We start from the raw sequence: 19,405 nt of genomic DNA, 5'->3' as shown, positions 1-19,405 counted from the left end.
CTTAGAAGCCTAAACTGGATAACAGGTCATCTACGTCATCCTGACCTGACACAACGTCTTCACGTTTATCGGCATGAATCTGCGGACCTTCACCCTTGGCGAGATGTTTTTGTGGATCTTTTTCCGAGAGGATCGCTTCGCGGTCATGTTCAATGCCGGCAAAACGGTCAACCTGGCCTGCCATAAGCACCAATTTGAGCAAGTTGCTTTCCACTTCGGTGACCAACTGGGTCACACGCTTGATCACCTGACCGGTGAGGTCCTGGTAATCCTGGGCCAGCAAAATATCGTTGAGGTTGCTGGAAACCGTGCGGTTTTCCTGCTCGCTGCGCGACAAGAAGCCTTCAACCCGACGTGCCAGCTCACGAAACTCCTCAGCCCCGACTTCCCGGCGCATGAAGCGGCCCCAATCGGCGCTCAGGGCCTGGGCTTCAGTGGCCATGCCGTTGACCAGGGGCGTGGCGTTCTCCACCAGGTCCATGGTGCGGTTGGCCGCCGCCTCAGTCAGCCTGACCACATAGGACAGGCGTTCGGTGGCATCGGTGATCTGTGAGATTTCTTCGGCCTGGGGCATGTGCGGGTCAATCTGGAAATTGACAATCGCACTGTGCAGCTCGCGTGTGAGCTTGCCCACTTCCTGATACAGGCCGCGGTCACGGGTCTGGTTGAGCTCATGGATCAACTGCACCGCGTCGCCGAACTGGCCTTTTTCAAGGCTGTCGACCAACTGGTGAGCATGTTTTTTCAGGGTCGACTCAAAGTCTCCCTGTGACGTTTCGTTATGCTCCATAGCTCCCCCGCGATGGCATCAGCCGTGGATGCGTTCGAAGATTTTTTCGATCTTCTCTTTCAAGGCCAGTGCAGTGAATGGCTTGACCACGTAACCGTTAACACCCGCCTGGGCAGCTTCGATGATCTGCTCACGCTTGGCTTCGGCGGTGACCATCAGCACGGGAAGGCTGCGCAGCTTTTCGTCGGCCCGCACATGACGCAGCAAGTCGATACCGGTCATGCCCGGCATGTTCCAGTCGGTTACCAGAAAGTCGATGCTCCCGCTGTTGAGGATCGGAATCGCCGTAAGGCCATCATCCGCCTCGACCGTGTTTGTGAACCCAAGGTCACGCAACAGGTTTTTTATGATCCGCCGCATCGTTGAGAAGTCATCAACGATGAGGATTTTCATGTTCTTGTCCAATTCGACCTCCAAGCAGTCTTAAACGCGCCCAGCACCTGGACGCGTCATTTCAATCAACAGGCATTACACAAAAAGGACTGCCGGGGGCACCACGGGCCGAACCCGCGAAGATCCATCACCTTCGCGGTATCGCTTTGCAGTGTCCCCACACTGCCTGTCAGCGCGCTCGCCACTCTCCCAAACGCCCCCGCAAGCGAGCGGCGCACTGGCTGTGTAACTGGCTGACTCGCGATTCGCTGACCCCCAGGACCTCACCGATTTCCTTGAGGTTCAGCTCTTCGTCGTAGTACAGCGCCAATACCAGTCGCTCACGCTCAGGCAAATTGGCAATCGCGTCCGCCAACGCACCCTGAAAGCGTTCATCTTCCAGGTCTCGCGCCGGCTCCATATGAGTACTCGCGCCGTCCTCGTGCAGCCCTTCGTGTTCACCGTCCTGCAACAGGTCGTCGAAACTGAACAGGCGGCTGCCCAAGGTGTCGTTCAAAATCCCGTAATAATCGTCGAGACTCAATTGGAGTTCGGCCGCAACTTCGTGATCTTTAGCGTCGCGACCGGTTTTTGCTTCAATTGCGCGAATTGCGTCACTGACCATGCGCGTATTGCGGTGTACCGAACGAGGCGCCCAATCACCCTTGCGCACTTCATCGAGCATGGCGCCCCGGATACGGATACCCGCATACGTCTCGAAACTCGCGCCTTTGGTGGCATCGTATTTGGTTGACACTTCGAGCAGGCCAATCATGCCGGCCTGGATCAGGTCTTCGACCTGGACGCTGGCGGGCAGGCGTGCCAGCAGGTGATAGGCGATGCGCTTGACCAGCGGCGCATAACGCTCGATCAACTCGCCCTGACTGTCACGGGCGGACTTCTTGTAGGCGTTATAGCCGTTCGCTGTCATAGCACGGGTCCTGCGCTCGTCTGATGTACCAATCGCTCGACGAAAAACTCCAGATGCCCCCGTGGGTTGGCGGGCAACGGCCAAGTATCGACCTTTTGGGCAATAGCCTTGAACGCCAATGCGCATTTGGAACGAGGGAACGCTTCGTAGACCGCACGCTGCTTTTGCACAGCCTTGCGCACACACTCGTCGTAGGGAACTGCACCGACGTATTGTAAGGCGACATCGAGGAAGCGATCCGTGACCTTGGTCAACTTGGCGAACAGGTTGCGCCCTTCCTGCGGGCTCTGGGCCATGTTGGCCAGTACGCGGAAGCGGTTCATGCCGTAGTCACGGTTAAGTAATTTGATCAGGGCGTAGGCGTCGGTGATCGAGGTGGGTTCATCGCAGACCACCAGCAACACTTCCTGCGCCGCGCGCACGAAGCTGACCACGGATTCGCCGATCCCGGCGGCGGTGTCGATCACCAGCACGTCGAGGTTGTCGCCGATATCGCTGAATGCCTGGATAAGGCCGGCATGCTGCGCCGGGCTCAGGTGCACCATGCTCTGGGTGCCGGAGGCGGCCGGCACGATGCGGATCCCGCCAGGGCCTTGAAGCAGCACATCGCGCAGCTCACAGCGCCCCTCGATCACATCGGCAAGCGTGTGTTTGGGCGTCAACCCCAGCAGAACGTCGACGTTCGCCAGTCCCAGGTCAGCATCCAGCAGCATGACGCGACGGCCAAGTTCTGCCAGGGCCAGGGACAAATTCACTGACACGTTAGTTTTTCCGACGCCACCTTTGCCGCCGGTCACCGCGATCACCTGTACGGGATGCATGCTGCCCATTTTATTTCTTTACCTTGTCTTGCTTAGACGCAGGCTACATGGCTTGGCCGCGTGAATCGCTTGCAGACCATCGATGTAGATACTTTTCACGGTGTTCATCTGACTCAACCGACCCGTTTTGCCGGGTTGTGATAGAGATCGGCGAACATGTCGGCCATCGCTTCCTCGCTAGGCTCGTCTTGCATTTGTACGCTGACGGCGCGGCTGACCAACTGATGACGGCGCGGCAGATGCAGATCATCCGGGATCCGCGGCCCATCGGTCAGGTAAGCCACCGGCAGTTCGTGGCTGATAGCCAGGCTCAGCACTTCACCCAGGCTGGCGGTTTCATCCAGTTTAGTCAGGATGCAACCGGCCAGCCCGCAGCGTTTGTAGCTGTGATACGCAGCGGTAAGAACCTGTTTCTGGCTGGTGGTTGCAAGCACCAGGTAATTTTTTGACTTGATGCCACGCCCGGCCAGGCTTTCGAGCTGCATACGCAACGCCGGGTCGCTGGCTTGCAGGCCGGCGGTGTCGATCAGCACCACGCGCTTGCGCAGCAGCGGGTCGAGGGCATTGGCCAGGGATTGACCGGGGTCGACATGGGTAACCGGCACATTGAGGATGCGGCCCAGGGTCTTGAGCTGTTCCTGGGCGCCGATACGGTAGCTGTCCATGCTCACCAGCGCGATATTCTGGGCGCCGTACTTAAGCACATAACGGGCGGCAAGCTTGGCCAGCGTGGTGGTCTTGCCCATGCCGGCCGGGCCGACCATGGCGATCACTCCGCCCTCTTCCAAGGGTTCGATCTGTGGCGTGGTGATCATCCGCGCCAAGTGGGCCAGCAACATGCGCCAGGCCTGGCGAGGCTCTTCGATTTCGTGGGTCAGCGCCAACAGGTCGCGGGACAACGGGCCGGACAGGCCGATGCGTTGCAGGCGACGCCACAAGTTGGCCTGTTGCGGTTTGCTGCCTTGCAGTTGGGTCCAGGCCAGCGAGCCGAGCTGCACTTCGAGCAACTCGCGCAGGCCATTGAGTTCAAAGCGCATCGAGTCGAACGCGCGCTGGTCGACTGCGGCGGCCGGGGCGGGCGCGGCAGGACGCGGCGGTTCGATGAAAGTGGGCTCGACCAACGGCTCGGCAGCCGTCAGCGGCAGGCCGGCGAACAACTGGCGATTGGTGGTGGCATCGCTGTCGCCGCGCATGCTCAGTTCGGCCTGGGCCGAGACGATGCGCGAGGCAGTCTTGCGCAGCTCGTCTTCAAGCTCCATGTTCGGCACGCGCGGCGCCAGGGCCTGGGGGGTGTAATCCAGGGCAGCCGTCAGCTCGACACCGCCGGCAATACGACGGTTACCGATAATCGCGGCGTCGGCGCCCAGCTCATCACGGACCAGTTTCATGGCCTGACGCATATCGGCGGCGAAAAAACGCTTCACTTGCATAACCCACTACCCTCAGCCGTTGGGCCCTACTGTCGCGACGATAGTCACTTGCTTGTTGTCAGGAATTTCCTGATAAGCCAAAACGTGCAAATTCGGTACTGCCAGGCGCCCGAACCGCGACAACATTGCCCGGACCGGGCCTGCCACCAGCAGAATCACCGGTTGGCCCTGCATTTCCTGGCGCTGCGCGGCGTCGATCAACGAACGCTGCAGTTTTTCAGCCATGCTTGGCTCCAACAGAACGCCCTCTTCCTGGCCTTGTCCTGCCTTCTGAATACTATTGAGCAATATTTGTTCCAACCTTGGTTCCAAGGTGATCACAGGCAGCTCAGAGTCAAGCCCTACAATGCTTTGCACGATTGCACGCGACAATCCGACACGCACCGCCGCCACCAGCGCGGCGGTATCTTGACTCTTGGCGGCATTGTTGGCGATGGCCTCGGCAATGCTGCGAATGTCGCGCACCGGCACCTGTTCGGCCAGCAGCGCCTGCAGCACTTTGAGCAGTTGCGACAGCGACAGCACGCCCGGCACCAGCTCTTCGGCGAGTTTTGGCGAGGCCTTGCCCAGCAAACCCATCAATTGCTGGACTTCTTCGTGACCGATCAACTCGTGGGAGTGCTTGTACAAAATCTGGTTGAGGTGGGTGGCGACCACGGTGCTGGCGTCCACCACGGTATAGCCCAGGGACTGCGCCTGGCTGCGCTGGCTGATTTCGATCCATACCGCCTCCAGGCCAAAAGCCGGATCTTTGGCGGTAATGCCGTTGAGGCTGCCGAACACCTGGCCGGGGTTGATCGCCAGCTCGCGGTCCGGGTAAATCTCGGCTTCGGCCAGGATCACCCCCATAAGCGTCAGGCGGTAGGCACTGGGCGCCAGGTCGAGGTTGTCGCGGATGTGCACGGTGGGCATCAAAAAGCCCAGGTCCTGGGACAACTTCTTGCGCACCCCCTTGATCCGCGCGAGCAATTGGCCGCCCTGGTTGCGGTCCACCAGCGGAATCAGGCGGTAGCCGACTTCCAGGCCGATCATGTCGATGGGCGTCACGTCGTCCCAGCCCAACTCCTTGGTTTCCTGGGCACGGGCCGGGGATGGCAGCAGCTCCTGCTGGCGCGCGACCTCCTGCAGCGCCTGCACTTTGACTGCGTTTTGCTTTTTCCAAAACAGGTAGGCACCGCCGCCGGCCAATGCGGCCATGGTCAGGAACGACACATGAGGCATGCCCGGCACGATACCCATGATCGCCATAATGCCCGCCGCCACGGCCAGGGCCTTGGGCGAGGCGAACATCTGCCGGCTGATCTGCTTGCCCATGTCTTCGGAGCCCGACGCACGGGTCACCATGATTGCAGCGGCTGTTGATAACAACAGTGATGGCAATTGCGCCACTAAACCGTCACCGATGGTCAGCAAGGCGTAGACCTTGCCCGCGTCGCCGAAGGTCATACCGTGCTGGAAGATACCCACGGCAATGCCGCCGATCAGGTTGATGAACAGAATCAGCAGGCCGGCGATGGCGTCACCGCGCACGAATTTGCTGGCGCCGTCCATGGAGCCGTAGAACTCGGCTTCCTGGGCCACTTCCAGGCGGCGCGATTTGGCCTGGTTCTGGTCGATCAGGCCGGCGTTGAGGTCGGCGTCGATGGCCATCTGCTTGCCGGGCATGGCGTCGAGGGTAAACCGCGCGCTCACCTCGGAAATCCGTCCGGCGCCTTTGGTCACCACCACGAAGTTGATGATCATCAGGATCGCGAACACCACGATACCGACCACGTAGTTACCACCGATCACCACTTCACCGAAGGCCTGGATCACCTTACCGGCCGCGGCGTGGCCGTCCTGGCCATGAAGCATCACCACGCGGGTAGAGGCCACGTTCAACGCCAGGCGCAGCAGAGTCGCCACCAGCAAAATCGTCGGGAACACCGCAAAATCCAGGGGCCGCAGGGCATACACGCACACCAGCAGCACCACCACCGACAGGGCGATGTTGAAAGTGAAGAACACGTCGAGCAGGAACGGCGGCATCGGCAACATCATCATTGCCAGCATCACCAGCAACAACAACGGCACACCCAGATTGCCCCGCGAGAGGTCAGTCAGGGTCGTACGGGCCGTGCCGAGCATTTGAGAGCGATCCACCACCGGTATTCCTCGTAACGTAAAGCAAACTTTTGACGCCGGGAGGCATCCTGGTGGCGGTATTGCAAGAAGCTGTCCAACTTTGGTTTGGGGGCGTGAACAACCTCACAAGCGAGCGTTTCTACAGCCCTAGCCCCAGTTAAATGTGGGAGGGGGCTTGCTCCCGATGGCGGTGTATCAGGCAATAGATTAATTGGCTGAACCACCGCTATCGGGAGCAAGCCCCCTCCCACATTTGGATGTGTGTGCGTCCAGCGCTACCCCGCAACGGGTCGTACGTTCATAGCCTGAGGCCCTTTCTTTCCTTGCTCGCTCTCGAACTCAACCTTCTGATTTTCTTCGAGCGTCCTGAACCCTTCACCCTGGATCGCGGAAAAGTGAACAAAGAGATCAGCTCCACCCTCATCCTGAGTAATAAACCCAAAGCCCTTTTCCGCGTTGAACCACTTCACCGTACCCCTAGCCATTGTCGTTCTCCCTAATCGTGACTGAGCCGCGACTCAGATATCGGCGCTCGCATCAACACGCAACGCATAAATGCCATCGGGCCGATGAATCATTCGAAAGGTCAGTTTTTTACCTGCATAAAGCACCGTCCCAGCCCAATCGTCCCGGCGAATCATCACGCCCTCTTCCCCGGAGCGCGGCACAACCCACCCCAACCCGGTCTCGGGGTCATACGATCCGACACGCCCTCTGTACCTATTCACCGCCACGCTCCCAGCCTCTCGTCTACGACCTGTGCGCCGTGCCTGCTGTAATGAAACCCGGGCGAGCGGCGGCTGGCTACTGTCAGAGTTGACAGGTAGACACCGATTGAGAAGAGGTGGTAGCGGCAACCGTTGAAGGCCAGGTGAGATGCGAATTAAGAGTCGCGGCGCAATTCCGGCGGAATCGGCAGGTCCTTGAGCGGGTCCGGGCGTTTGCCCGTGCCGGCGCGGTATTGGCGGATTTGATAGACATACGCCAACACCTGCGCCACGGCCAGGTACAACCCGGCAGGGATTTCCTGGTCGAGGTCGGTGGAGTAGAAGATCGAACGCGCCAGCTCCGGCGATTCCAACAGCAGGATGTCGTTGGCCACGGCGATTTCGCGGATTTTAAGGGCGGTGAAGTCACTGCCCTTGGCCAGCAGCATCGGCGCGCCGCCCTTCTCCGGGTCGTACTTGAGGGCCACCGCATAATGGGTCGGGTTGGTGATGACCACATCGGCGTCAGGCACTGCGGCCATCATCTTGCGCTGGGACATTTCGCGCTGCAGTTGGCGGATACGTTGCTTGACCTCGGGCCGGCCTTCCTGGTCCTTGTGCTCGTCACGCACTTCCTGCTTGGTCATCAGCAATTTCTTGTGGCTTTCCCACAGTTGGATCGGCGCATCCACCGCCGCAATGATGATCAAACCGGCCGACATCCACAGCGCGCTCCAGCCGACCACCTGCACGCTGTGGATGATCGCCGACTCCAGCGGCTCGTGGGCGATGCGCAGCAAATCGTCGACGTCGGACGACAACACCGACAGCGCCACGAACAGAATCAGGATGAATTTGGCCAACGCCTTGAGCAGTTCCACCAGCGCCTTGGCGGAAAACATGCGTTTGAGCCCGGCGGCCGGGTTCATGCGGCTGAATTTGGGCGCCATGCTGCCGGCCGCGAACAACCAGCCACCAAGGGCGACCGGGCCGATCAGCGCGGCCAGCAGCAAGGTAATCAGAATCGGCTGTACCGCCAGGATCGCGATTTTCCCCGAGTGCAGCAGGTATTGCCCCATGGAGTCCGGGTTGAGCAACACTTCACGGGGCAGGCTGAAGTTGTGCTTCATCAATTCCAGCAGGTCCAGCGCCAGACCACCGCCGTAGATCAGCAAGGCGCCGGCACCGGCCATCATGGTCGCAACGGTATTGAGTTCTTTGGAACGGGCAATCTCGCCTTTTTCCCGGGAGTCCTTTTTACGTTTCTCCGTGGGGTCTTCTGTCTTGTCCTGACCACTCTCGCTCTCGGCCATGGCTCAGCGCGCCCGTGCCAGGTCACGTAAGAACTGCAGGGCATCGGTCGCCAGCGGTTGATACTGATTGAGAATGTCGGCCATGCCGATCCAGAAAATCCACATGCCCAATACGAGGGTCAATGGGAAACCAATGGAGAAGATGTTCAGTTGCGGTGCGGCGCGGGTCATCACGCCGAACGCGATATTGACCACCAGCAGCGCAGTGATCGCCGGCAGTACCAACAACAGGGACGCGCCCAACACCCAGCCCAGGCGCCCCACCACTTCCCAGAAGTGATTGACCACCAGCCCCGAGCCCACCGGCAGGGTGGTGAAGCTTTCGGTCAGCACCTCGAACGCCACCAAGTGGCCGTTCATGGCCAGGAACAGCAAGGTCACCAGCATGGTCAGAAATTGCCCGATCACCGCCGCCGACACGCCGTTGGTGGGGTCGACCATGGACGCGAAACCCATGCCCATCTGGATCGAAATGATCTGCCCGGCAATCACGAACGCCTGAAAAAACAGCGACAGGGAAAACCCCAGCATGGCACCGATCAACACCTGCTCGGCGATCAGCAGCAACGCGCTCAGGTCCAGCGCATTGACCGGCGGCATCGGCGGCAACCCCGGCACGATCACCACGGTAATCGCCACCGCGAAATACAGGCGAATACGCCGTGGCACCAAGGTCGTGCCGAACACCGGCATAGCCATCAACATGGCCGTCACACGGAACAACGGCAGGATGAACGAAGCCACCCAGGTACTGATCTGGGTATCGGTCAACGCCAGCAGCGAGTTCATCGGATCAGCCGATCAACTGCGGAATACTGCCGTACAACTGCAGGATGTATTCCATGAAGGTCTGCACCAGCCACGGGCCGGCGACAATCAGCGTGACCAGCATCACCAGCAGGCGCGGCAAAAAGCTCAAGGTCTGTTCGTTGATCTGCGTCGCGGCCTGGAACATCGCCACCAGCAGGCCCACCAACAGGCTCGGTACCACCAGCACCGCGACCATCATGGTGGTCAGCCACAGCGCTTCACGGAACAGGTCAACGGCTACTTCTGGAGTCATCGCGCTATACCCCGCCGAAGCTGCCGGCCAAGGTGCCGATAATCAGCGCCCAGCCATCCACCAGCACAAACAGCATGATCTTGAACGGCAACGAAATGATCAGCGGCGAGAGCATCATCATCCCCATGGCCATCAGCACGCTCGCCACCACCAGGTCGATAATCAGGAACGGGATAAAAATCATGAAGCCGATCTGGAACGCCGTCTTGAGTTCCGAGGTCACGAATGCCGGCACCAGAATGGTCAGCGGCGCCTGGTCCGGGGTGGCGATATCGGTACGTTTGGATAGACGCATAAACAGCTCAAGGTCGCTGGAACGGGTCTGCGACAGCATGAAATCCTTGATCGGCCCCTGCGCCTTGTCGATTGCATCCTGGGCCGTCATTTTTTCCGCGAGGTACGGTTGCAGGGCTTGCTGGTTCACCTTGTCGAACACCGGCGCCATGATGAACATCGTCAAGAACAGCGCCATGCCGGTGAGGATCTGGTTCGATGGCGTCTGTTGCAGGCCCAGTGCCTGGCGCAGGATCGAGAACACAATGATGATCCGCGTGAAACTGGTCATCAGCATGACGAACGCCGGAATAAAACTCAGCGCGGTCATGATCAGCAGGATCTGCAGGCTGACCGAATATTCCTGGGCCCCGGCGGCGTTGGTACCCAGCGTAATGGCCGGGATCGACAACGGATCGGCGCCAAACGCCAACGGCGCAGCCAGCAACAGCATGAGCGTCAATAAAACGCGCATTACTTCTTATCCTTCTGATCCTTGCCCAGCAACTCCATGAGGCGCTGAGCGAATTCGGGCGTGGCGGGCTGGGATTGGGTGGTTTGTACCGGCGTCTTGAGCACGTGCAGCGGGGTGATGCGGCCAGGGGTGATGCCCAGCAGGATCTGCTCCTCGCCCACCTGCACCAGCACCAGCCGATCACGCGGACCAAGCGCACGCGAGCCGACCAGCTCAATCACCTGGGCGTTGCCCGGGCCGATGCTCTGCACGCGGCGCATCAGCCAGGCCAGCACGAAAATTACACCGACCACCAGCAGCAGGCCCAACACCAGTTGTGTCAATTGCCCTGCAACGCTGCCGGTAACCGGCGCGGCGACGGCCTGCACCACCGGCTCGGCGGCCCAGGCATCCAGTGGCAGCGCGACCAACAGTCCCACCATCAGCCGTTTCATATCAGCGCAACTTCTTGATGCGTTCACTTGGGCTGATCACGTCAGTCAGGCGGATGCCGAACTTCTCGTTGACCACCACCACTTCACCGTGGGCAATCAGGGTGCCGTTGACCAGTACGTCCAACGGCTCGCCGGCCAGGCGGTCCAACTCGATCACCGAACCCTGGTTGAGTTGCAGCAGGTTGCGGATGTTGATGTCGGTGCTGCCCACTTCCATGGAAATCGACACCGGAATGTCGAGAATCACGTCCAGGTTCGGACCGTCCAGGCTCACCGGCTCATTGTTCTTGGGCACGCTGCCGAATTCTTCCATTTGCAGGCGGTTGCCGGCAGGCGCGGTGGCGGCGTCAGCGGCCAGCAGTGCGTCGATATCGTCCTGGCCAACTTCGCCGGTTTCTTCCAGGGCAGCCGCCCATTCGTCAGCCAGGGCCTGGTCTTCGGCGGAAGTGTTTTCGTGTTCGGTAGCCATTACATGTCCTCGGCGGAGCAAACATTCATAAATAGGGATGTTTCAAACGGGTGGCGTCAACGACGAGTGATCGACTCCACCACCTGCAGCGCCAGGTTGCCCTTGTGGGAACCAAGCTTGACCTTGAACGACGGCACGCCGTTGGCGCGCATGATCATTTCTTCCGGCAACTCGACGGGAATGATGTCCCCCGGTTGCATGTGCAAAATATCTCGCAGGCGCAACTGGCGACGGGCCACGGTGGCGCTCAGCGGTACGTCGACGTCCAGCAGGTCTTCGCGCAGGGCCTTGACCCAACGCTCGTCCTGGTCGTCCAGGTCGGACTGGAAACCGGCGTCGAGCATCTCGCGCACCGGCTCGATCATCGAGTACGGCATGGTCACGTGCAGGTCGCCGCCGCCGCCATCGAGTTCGATGTGGAAGGTGGACACCACAATCGCTTCGCTGGGGCCGACGATGTTGGCCATGGCCGGGTTCACTTCCGAGTTGATGTACTCGAAATTGACTTCCATGATCGCCTGCCAGGCTTCCTTCAAATCGATGAAGGCTTGCTCCAGCACCATGCGCACCACGCGCAATTCGGTTGGGGTGAATTCGCGCCCTTCGATCTTGGCGTGACGGCCGTCACCGCCGAAGAAGTTATCCACCAGCTTGAACACCAGTTTGGCGTCGAGGATGAACAACGCGGTGCCGCGCAGCGGCTTGATCTTGACCAGGTTGAGGCTGGTGGGCACGTACAGCGAGTGCACGTACTCGCCGAACTTCATCACCTGCACGCCGCCCACCGCCACGTCCGCCGAACGGCGCAGCATGTTGAACATGCTGATGCGGGTATAACGGGCAAAACGCTCGTTGATCATCTCCAGGGTCGGCATGCGCCCACGGACGATACGATCCTGGCTGGTGAGGTCATAACTTTTGACGCTGCCGGGGTCGGCAACCATTTCGGTCTGTACCAGACCATCGTCCACACCATGCAGCAGCGCGTCGATTTCATCCTGGGACAGCAGGTCTTGCACGGCCATGTCGTGATCCTACTGCAATACGAAGTTAGTGAAGAGCGCCTGCTCGATCACGACTTTGCCGAGTTCCTTCTGGGCCACTTCCTGCACACTGGCAGTGACCTTCTGACGCAGCATTTCCTGGCCCACCGGAGTGGCCAGGGTGTCGAAGCTCTGGGCGGAGAACAGCATGACCAGGTTGTTGCGGATCACCGGCATGTGCACCTTGAGTGCGTCCAGGTCCGACTGGTTGCGCGCCAGCAAGGTAATGCTCACCTGCAAATAGCGTTGGCGACCGTTCTGGTTGAAGTTGGCGACAAAGGCCGGAAGCATCGGTTCGAAGATAGCCGGTTGCTTGGCGTTACTGGCGGTTTCGGCAACCGGCGCCGGTTTGCTTGCACTGCTGTGCATGATGTACCAGGTGCCACCCACCGAAGCGCCGATGGCCAGGAGCAGGCCCACGACTATCAACAGGATAAGCTTGAGCTTACCTTTGCCTGCGGGTGCTTTTGCTGCGTCGTCGCTCTTCGCCATGCCAATAATCCGTCACTATTCGGGGATTCATAGATCTACGCAAAGGCAAGAGCAAGTGTTATGCCAGAGTTGTCCGGCAAGTCGCAGACGAAAGCACACCCCAAAGCAAATGTGGGAGGGGGCAAGCCCCCTCCCACATTTTGTCCTACGCCAGGCTCAGGTCAGGCGTAGTAGTCCACGGCGCTGGAGCCGATCACGGTTGAGGTCAGGGGCGCCACGGCCTCAGCCACATCAATGGGGTTGCCGCCATCGCCATTATCACCACCGCGCCCGCCGCTGCCGCTCACACCACGGGTCTGGGCCTGCTGTTGTTGTTGCTCCTGGCCACGGGACTGGTCGGAAACGTTGACGTCCACCTGGCCCATGCCCTGCTGCGCGAACATTTCCCGCAGGCGGCCGGACTGGCTTTCCAGCGCTTCACGCACCACCGGGTGGGCGCTCATGAAGTTGACCTGGGCCTGTTGATCGGCGGTCATGTTGACTTTGATATCCAGGCGTCCGAGTTCGGCGGGCTGTAATTGGATCTCCGCCGATTTGAGGTTGGCGCTGGACAGGTACATCACACGGTTGACGATTTCGTCGGTCCAGCCGCTCTGGTGCATGGCCAACGGTGCGTTGGCCACCGGCGGCAAGGCGTTGGCGGTTTTCGGCGTGGCCGCCTGGGTCAGTGCCGCCAGGCGATTGGCGAAGTCGTCGACACGGGTGTCGCTGCTGGCGCCCTTGAGGTCCTTGAGGCCCTCTTCGATCAGCCCGGTAAAAGCTTTGTCGCCGCCCTGGTCGGTGCTGTCCTTGGTGGCCTGCTGGTCGACCATGCCGGCCAGGCCGGCGGCGAAATTCTGCGCGGCGGTCGGCTGATCCTGGGCGGGCGGCGGCGCAGTCTTGGCCGAGGCCTGACTGCTGGCCGACACATGCCCGCCCTGCTCCATCGCCAGGCGCACGGCCGGCATCGCATCCAGCGGGTCGGCCGCAGGGTCGAAGGCGGGCTTGATCTCATCGGTGGCCGTGATCGGCGCGGCAACCTGCGCCTTGGGATCAGTCGGCGCAGCGGCGGGTGCCGGCGTCTCGACGGGAACCGGTACCGCCACCGGGGTGACGGTGGCTACCAACGCCGGATCGACCACCGGGTCAACCGCAGGCTGTTGCGCCAGGGTCGGGTCAACCGGCGCCGCCTCATCCGTACTGGCGCTGTCATCGGAGGTGGCCGCCGGCTTGGCAGGCAAGCTATTGCCGCTATCGGCAACCGCCGGTTTGCTGGCGGCAGGCTTGTCGCTGCCGGCTGCCGGTTTGGCGGCGGCATCGGCGGTCTTGTCGCGCATCGGCTTGGTCGGGGTATCGTCGCCCTTTACCGTCGGTTTCGAGCCTTGGCTGGCAAACACTTGAGCGAAGCCTGGGCCCTTGTCCCGTGGCTCCGCGGCCACCACCGGCGGGTTGGCGGCAGGTGCCTGGGGTTTGGCCGCGGCGGCAGTCTGAAGCAGCGAATTGGGAGCGACTGGCATAGGTAAAGGTCTCCACTGCATGGGGATCGGGGATGCAGTATCAGGAGGTAGAGCAAGAGTCGGGCCAGGTTCGCGATTAACCTGCCATCACAGCTGAAACCGTTGCCGCTCGCGCTCATACAAAGGCCGAACCAGGGCGAACTCAAGGTCAATCTCGTTCACCAGCTTCCCCAAGTCTATGTGGGCAGGTTCGGCCGACCCGTCTTCCAGTCGCCGGCAAAGATCGGCCAGCCGCACCGCCCCCAGGTTGCTGCTGCTGCCCTTGAAGCTATGCGCGATCCGCCCCAGCGCCTTGGCATCGTCACGCGCCTTGCGCAGCGCTTCGACGCGTTTCTGGGAGTCGTCAAGAAAGGTGTCGAGCAGCTTGGGATACTCACTTTCCATGACTTCCTGCAAACCCGACAACACCTGCGGGTCCAAATGAACCTCAGCCACTTGCTCGCTCCTTGATCAAGAATCGGCGGATTATGCCAGAGCCTCCCAGCAAAACTCTACGCAGACGCTGCGCCCACCGTCAGACCAGCCTACATCGCTGCTCAATTGGCGCACCAGGCTCAAGCCCCGGCCGGACAGGCGGTCCGTATCCAACGGTCGGGCCAGCACCTGCTCCACGTCGAACCCCGCGCCGCTGTCCTCCAGGCACAGGGTCATTTTGCCGCCCGTCGCGGTCGGCACCACGTGGATGCGCACCCGCACGTACCCATCGCTCAACTGCGCCAGGCGGTCATTGCGCTGGCGGTAGTACTCGGCGAAACCCTCGGCATCGCGTTTGAGCCGCGAGTCCAGGCCAAGCACGCCATGCTCCAGGGCGTTGGAATACAACTCGGCCATCACGCTATAGAGCGCCCCGCTCTGCTCGCGCAGGCCATGGATCTCCAGCAACAGCTGCAGCAGATAAGGCAACGGGTTGTAGCGCTTGAGGGTGTCGGCCCTGAACTCGAAATCCACCGACCAATCCAGCGGGCACGACTGGCCGCTGTCGGCATACAGCGGCCCCGTCACGCGCACCGCCGGGCCGGGCTCCAGGGTGATTTCCAGCAGGCTCACATCATCGCGCGCCTCACCACGAAACGCGGCCAGCGCCTGTTCGATATCTTCGAACAGGCGGTCCGGCTCGCGGTTGGCGGCGAACACCTGATGCAAACGCTGCGTGCCAAACAGTTGCTCATTGGCATCGGCCGTCTCCAGTACGCCGTCGGAGAGCAGGAACACCCGGTCGCCAAGCGCCATCGGCCAGACTTCGGTGCGGTCATCGAACGCTTGCGGCGACAGCACCCCCAAGGGCAAATGCCGCGATTGCAGCGGCGTGCGTTTGCCGCTGGCCACTTCATGCACATAGCCGTCGGGCATGCCGCCGTTCCACACCTCGACCACGCGCCGCTGGGTGCTCAGGCACAGCAGCGTGGCGCAGCAGAACATGTCCACCGGCAGGATGCGTTTGAGCTTGGCGTTCATCTCCCGCAGGGTTTGCGCCAGGCCATAGCCTTTGGCGGTCATGCCATAGAACACTTCGGCCAGGGGCATGGCGCCCACCGCCGCCGGCAGGCCGTGCCCGGTGAAGTCGCCGAGCAGCACGTGCATATCGCCGGACGGCGTGTAGGCCGCCAGCAATAAATCACCGTTGAACAGCGCATAGGGCGATTGCAGATAGCGGATATTCGGCGCGGCGTTGATACAGCCCGAATGCGCGACCTTGTCGAACACCGCCTTGGCCACCCGCTGCTCGTGCAGCAGGTAATCATTGTGCTTGGCGATCAGGTCGCGCTGCTCCAGCACCGTGGCTTGCAGGCGGCGCAGGCGGTCCATGGCATTGATCTTGGCCGCCAGGATCAATGCGTTGTAGGGCTTGGGCAGGAAATCATCGCCACCCGCATCCAGGCATTCGGCGAGGTCGGCGCTTTCGCTCAGAGAGGTCAGAAAAATAATCGGGACCAGCGCTTCACCCGCCAACTGCTTGATCCATCGCGCGGCGATAAAACCGTCCATCACCGGCATCATGGCGTCCATCAGCACCAAGTGCGGACGCGCGCGGGCAAAGACTTCCACGGCTTCCTCGCCGTTGGTGGCGGTGAGCACGTGGTGACCCTGGCGCCGCACGATAGTCGACAGCAGCAACAGGTCGGCCGCGCTGTCTTCGGCGATCAGAATGCTCAGCGGCTCGGAAACTGGGGCCAGGACTCTCAATTGATATCGAACAGCTTGTCGAAGTTGGAGATGGCGAGGATCTTGCGCACGTCGGAGTGGGTGTTGATAACCCTGACTTCCGCGTCGTCACCGCCCGCGTGGTCGCGCAACAGCAGGAGCATGCCCAGGGCCGAGCTGTCCATGTAGGTGGTTTCTTTCAGGTCGACGATGTAAGTCTCGGGAACCTTGTAGAAACGCTCATATGAATCTCGAAACGCCCGGTGACTGCCGAAATCGAACCGGCCCTTGATTGCAATCGTCAACTTCTTCCCATCCAGGGATACTTCTGACTCGACTGACATACGACAGCTTCCTTGTCATTGAGATACACACAAGGTTTAGCAGGTGAACCGGAAGTGGGCAACACAACAAATCAAATGTGGGAGCAAGCCCCCACATTTTTTCCTGCCGGGCGTAGTTAGAACTGTTGTTGGCGCGGAAGGCGTTGTGATAATTCGTCGAGCAGTTTTTGCTCGCGCTTGTCTTCCAGCGCTCGCGCCTCGTCGATATAGCGCTGCACCAGCTTGCGCAGCCCCTCGACCCTGGCAAACGCCGCTTGCCAGCTTTCGCGGGCTTTATCGAGATTGTTCTGATGCCAGGCCAGGCTCTGGCGCTGCTGGGCGACCGCCGTTTCCAACTGGTTGAGAAAGCCCTGGTAGCCCATCAACCACTGGCCCGACACGCCCTTTGTGCCGCGTTCGATCCATTGCTGCTGGTACTCGCTGCGAAAGCGCTCCAGGTCGCCCAGCTTGCTTTCGGCCAGGCGTACCTGGCCTTGGAAGTAACCCAGGCGCTGAACCGCGGTTTTCTCGGCCTTTTCGGCCATCTCCACCACGGGAGCCAGGCGCGCGGCGCGGCTGTTGGCCATGGCTTAGCCGCCTGGCGCAGGGGCAAAAATGGACTGCAAATGCGCTTCGCTTTCACCCATGCTGATCTTGTCATTGAGGCCCTGGCGCAGGTAGGTCACCAACTGCGGCTGCAGGGCGATCGCCAGGTCGGTGTCGCGATCACCACCGGCCACGTAGGCACCGACGCTGATCAGGTCACGACTCTGTTGATAGCGCGACCACAGCTGCTTGAACTGCTGCGCGCGGGTCATATGCTCGGGCGTGACCACCGCCGGCATCACCCGGCTGATGGACGCTTCGATATCAATGGCCGGGTAGTGCCCTTCCTCCGCCAGGCGCCGCGACAGCACGATGTGGCCGTCGAGCACGCCCCGCGCCGAGTCGGCAATCGGGTCCTGCTGGTCGTCGCCTTCGGACAAAACGGTATAGAACGCGGTGATCGAACCGCCACCGGCCTCGGCGTTACCGGCACGCTCCACCAGCTTGGGCAGCTTGGCGAACACCGACGGCGGGTAGCCTTTGGTGGCGGGCGGCTCGCCGATGGCCAGGGCGATTTCCCGCTGGGCCTGGGCGAAACGCGTGAGCGAGTCCATCAGCAACAGGACGTTCTTGCCCTTGTCGCGAAAATATTCGGCAATGCGCGTGCAGTACATGGCAGCGCGCAAGCGCATCAGCGGCGCATCGTCCGCAGGCGAGGCGACCACCACCGAGCGCTTGAGGCCTTCTTCACCGAGGCTGTGCTCGATGAACTCCTTGACTTCCCTACCCCGCTCGCCGATCAGCCCGACCACGATGATGTCGGCCTCGGTAAAGCGGGTCATCATGCCCAGCAACACCGACTTACCCACGCCGGTACCGGCGAACAGGCCCAGACGCTGGCCACGGCCGACCGTCAATAAACCGTTGATGCTGCGAATACCCACGTCCAGCGGCACGCTGATGGGGTTACGGTTGAGGGGGTTGATGGTCGGCCCGTCCATCGGCACCCAATCTTCGGCCTTCATGCCGCCCTTGCCGTCCAGCGCGCGGCCGGCACCGTCGAGCACACGGCCGAGCATGCTCATGCCCATGGGCAGGCGGCCGGTATCGGCCAGTGGCACTACACGCGCACCGGGGGCGATGCCCGCCAGGCTGCCGACCGGCATCAGGAAAATCTTGTTGCCGGAGAAGCCCATCACTTCAGCCTCCACCTGCACCGGGTGGTAGCTGTCGTCGTTGATCACCATGCAGCGGCTGCCCATGGCGGCACGCAGGCCTTCGGCTTCGAGCGTCAGGCCGACCATGCGCAACAGACGCCCTTCGAGGATCGGCTGGCCGGGCAACTCGGTGGCCTCGACGTAGCCGCCCAGGCGCTTGGCGAAGCTGGTGCGATCAAGGCGCATCGGCGGCGTCCAGGTCCACGCTCAGGTCGGGTTCGGCCGGGTTCAGCGCTTGCTCGTGCTGTTGGTCCAACAGCTTGGCCATGATCTGACTGATGCGGGTTTCCACCGTGGCATCGATGCGGCTGTGTTCGGTCTCGACCCGGCATCCACCGGGCTGCAAGGCCGCATCTTCGACGATGCGCCAGGTTTCTTCATGGCGCTCGCGCAGGGCTTTGACCTGCTCGAAATCCTGCGGGTTGATGTACAAGCGCACATTGCCGACGCCCAGGGGCAGCAGCTTGAGGGCCTCGCGCATCACGCTTTCAATATGGCTGGAGTCCAGCACCAGTTCGCGCTGGATCACTTGGCGGGCGATGTGCTCCACCAGGCGCACCATGGCTTTTTCGATCTGCGAGTCCTGCTCGGCGATGGGCTCGAACAGCCCGCCCATCAAGCGCTCCAGGCTGCCCAGCTTGACGCTCAACGCCGCCTCGGCTTCCTGGCGCACTTTGAGGGTGGTGCTGCGAAAGCCGTCTTTCTCACCGGCGGCGAAGCCTTCGTTGTAGGCCTCCTGACGGATGCTTTCCAACTCTTCCAGGGTCAGTGGCTGGACTTCTTCCAGCGGCACTTCTTCCATTTCCACCGGCAGTTCGACCACCGGTTCCGGCTCGGGCTCCGGCACATGCGGGTCGAAACTGGGCAACGACCAGATGTCGAACCCACCGACATCCCGTGCGCGAATCAGATCGCTGGGCGCCTCATCTTTGTTCGACATGCGT

Annotated in this window: 22 protein-coding genes; all 22 read right to left on the bottom strand. The window is 61.2% G+C overall.

The genetic code is table 11. The features are described 5' to 3' along the window. Position 1: 1 nt before the first annotated feature. The gene (locus tag AB4N98_RS20735; protein ID WP_017527636.1) at positions 2-790 is read right to left on the bottom strand and encodes a protein phosphatase CheZ; all 789 of its coding nucleotides are present in this window, start codon (positions 788-790) and stop codon (positions 2-4) included. An 18-nt stretch (positions 791-808) separates the two neighbouring features. Further along, positions 809-1,183, bottom strand: coding sequence for a chemotaxis response regulator CheY (locus tag AB4N98_RS20730; protein ID WP_003192908.1), 375 nt, complete (start codon positions 1,181-1,183; stop codon positions 809-811). A gap of 169 nt (positions 1,184-1,352) precedes the next feature. Further along, on the bottom strand, positions 1,353-2,093 hold the full coding sequence (fliA, locus tag AB4N98_RS20725) for an RNA polymerase sigma factor FliA (protein ID WP_017527635.1): 741 nt from the start codon (positions 2,091-2,093) through the stop codon (positions 1,353-1,355). After that, positions 2,090-2,923, bottom strand: a complete 834-nt coding sequence (fleN, locus tag AB4N98_RS20720) for a flagellar synthesis regulator FleN (protein WP_003192912.1) — start codon at positions 2,921-2,923, stop codon at positions 2,090-2,092. Before fleN ends, fliA begins: the two co-directional genes overlap by 4 nt. Before the next feature lie 104 nt (positions 2,924-3,027). Continuing rightward, positions 3,028-4,344 carry a flagellar biosynthesis protein FlhF gene (gene flhF, locus AB4N98_RS20715; RefSeq protein ID WP_017527634.1) on the bottom strand — a complete coding sequence of 439 codons (1,317 nt, stop codon included), beginning with the start codon at positions 4,342-4,344 and terminating at the stop codon, positions 3,028-3,030. A 12-nt stretch (positions 4,345-4,356) separates the two neighbouring features. Next, entirely contained in the window at positions 4,357-6,471 is a 2,115-nt protein-coding gene (flhA, locus tag AB4N98_RS20710) for a flagellar biosynthesis protein FlhA (RefSeq protein WP_263290669.1), read from the bottom strand. A 272-nt stretch (positions 6,472-6,743) separates the two neighbouring features. After that, complete coding sequence (locus AB4N98_RS20705) at positions 6,744-6,953, bottom strand: cold-shock protein (RefSeq protein WP_017527632.1); 210 nt, start codon at positions 6,951-6,953, stop codon at positions 6,744-6,746. Positions 6,954-7,351: 398 nt separating this feature from the next. After that, positions 7,352-8,488: a flagellar biosynthesis protein FlhB gene (gene flhB, locus AB4N98_RS20700; protein ID WP_017527631.1), complete on the bottom strand. Its 1,137-nt coding sequence runs from the start codon at positions 8,486-8,488 to the stop codon at positions 7,352-7,354. A 3-nt stretch (positions 8,489-8,491) separates the two neighbouring features. After that, complete coding sequence (gene fliR, locus AB4N98_RS20695; RefSeq protein ID WP_017527630.1) at positions 8,492-9,277, bottom strand: flagellar biosynthetic protein FliR; 786 nt, start codon at positions 9,275-9,277, stop codon at positions 8,492-8,494. A gap of 4 nt (positions 9,278-9,281) precedes the next feature. After that, positions 9,282-9,551 (bottom strand): flagellar biosynthesis protein FliQ, encoded by a 270-nt coding sequence (gene fliQ, locus AB4N98_RS20690; protein ID WP_003175300.1) that lies wholly within the window; start codon positions 9,549-9,551, stop codon positions 9,282-9,284. Between the two features lie 4 nt (positions 9,552-9,555). Beyond that, complete coding sequence (fliP, locus tag AB4N98_RS20685; RefSeq protein ID WP_017527629.1) at positions 9,556-10,299, bottom strand: flagellar type III secretion system pore protein FliP; 744 nt, start codon at positions 10,297-10,299, stop codon at positions 9,556-9,558. Next, on the bottom strand, positions 10,299-10,733 hold the full coding sequence (fliO, locus tag AB4N98_RS20680; protein ID WP_017527628.1) for a flagellar biosynthetic protein FliO: 435 nt from the start codon (positions 10,731-10,733) through the stop codon (positions 10,299-10,301). Before fliO ends, fliP begins: the two co-directional genes overlap by 1 nt. A 1-nt stretch (position 10,734) precedes the next feature. Then, entirely contained in the window at positions 10,735-11,202 is a 468-nt protein-coding gene (fliN, locus tag AB4N98_RS20675) for a flagellar motor switch protein FliN (protein WP_017527627.1), read from the bottom strand. A gap of 56 nt (positions 11,203-11,258) precedes the next feature. Then, positions 11,259-12,227 carry a flagellar motor switch protein FliM gene (gene fliM, locus AB4N98_RS20670; protein ID WP_017527626.1) on the bottom strand — a complete coding sequence of 323 codons (969 nt, stop codon included), beginning with the start codon at positions 12,225-12,227 and terminating at the stop codon, positions 11,259-11,261. A gap of 9 nt (positions 12,228-12,236) precedes the next feature. Beyond that, positions 12,237-12,737 carry a flagellar basal body-associated protein FliL gene (gene fliL, locus AB4N98_RS20665; RefSeq protein ID WP_017527625.1) on the bottom strand — a complete coding sequence of 167 codons (501 nt, stop codon included), beginning with the start codon at positions 12,735-12,737 and terminating at the stop codon, positions 12,237-12,239. Between the two features lie 161 nt (positions 12,738-12,898). Next, entirely contained in the window at positions 12,899-14,233 is a 1,335-nt protein-coding gene (locus tag AB4N98_RS20660) for a flagellar hook-length control protein FliK (RefSeq protein ID WP_065878066.1), read from the bottom strand. Positions 14,234-14,320: 87 nt separating this feature from the next. Further along, positions 14,321-14,668: an Hpt domain-containing protein gene (locus AB4N98_RS20655; protein WP_065878068.1), complete on the bottom strand. Its 348-nt coding sequence runs from the start codon at positions 14,666-14,668 to the stop codon at positions 14,321-14,323. 30 nt (positions 14,669-14,698) lie between these two features. Beyond that, positions 14,699-16,417: an ATP-binding SpoIIE family protein phosphatase gene (locus AB4N98_RS20650; protein ID WP_017527622.1), complete on the bottom strand. Its 1,719-nt coding sequence runs from the start codon at positions 16,415-16,417 to the stop codon at positions 14,699-14,701. Then, positions 16,414-16,719: an STAS domain-containing protein gene (locus AB4N98_RS20645; RefSeq protein ID WP_017527621.1), complete on the bottom strand. Its 306-nt coding sequence runs from the start codon at positions 16,717-16,719 to the stop codon at positions 16,414-16,416. Before AB4N98_RS20645 ends, AB4N98_RS20650 begins: the two co-directional genes overlap by 4 nt. A gap of 116 nt (positions 16,720-16,835) precedes the next feature. Beyond that, positions 16,836-17,285: a flagellar export protein FliJ gene (gene fliJ, locus AB4N98_RS20640; protein ID WP_017527620.1), complete on the bottom strand. Its 450-nt coding sequence runs from the start codon at positions 17,283-17,285 to the stop codon at positions 16,836-16,838. 3 nt (positions 17,286-17,288) lie between these two features. After that, complete coding sequence (gene fliI, locus AB4N98_RS20635; RefSeq protein WP_017527619.1) at positions 17,289-18,647, bottom strand: flagellar protein export ATPase FliI; 1,359 nt, start codon at positions 18,645-18,647, stop codon at positions 17,289-17,291. Continuing rightward, complete coding sequence (gene fliH / locus AB4N98_RS20630) at positions 18,637-19,401, bottom strand: flagellar assembly protein FliH (RefSeq protein ID WP_065878070.1); 765 nt, start codon at positions 19,399-19,401, stop codon at positions 18,637-18,639. The genes fliI and fliH overlap by 11 nt, the downstream gene beginning before the upstream one ends. Between the last annotated feature and the right edge of the window lie 4 nt (positions 19,402-19,405).

The sequence above is a fragment of the Pseudomonas sp. S3_E10 genome, assembly GCF_054667615.1.
This window is presented reverse-complemented; position numbering and strand designations above follow the sequence as displayed.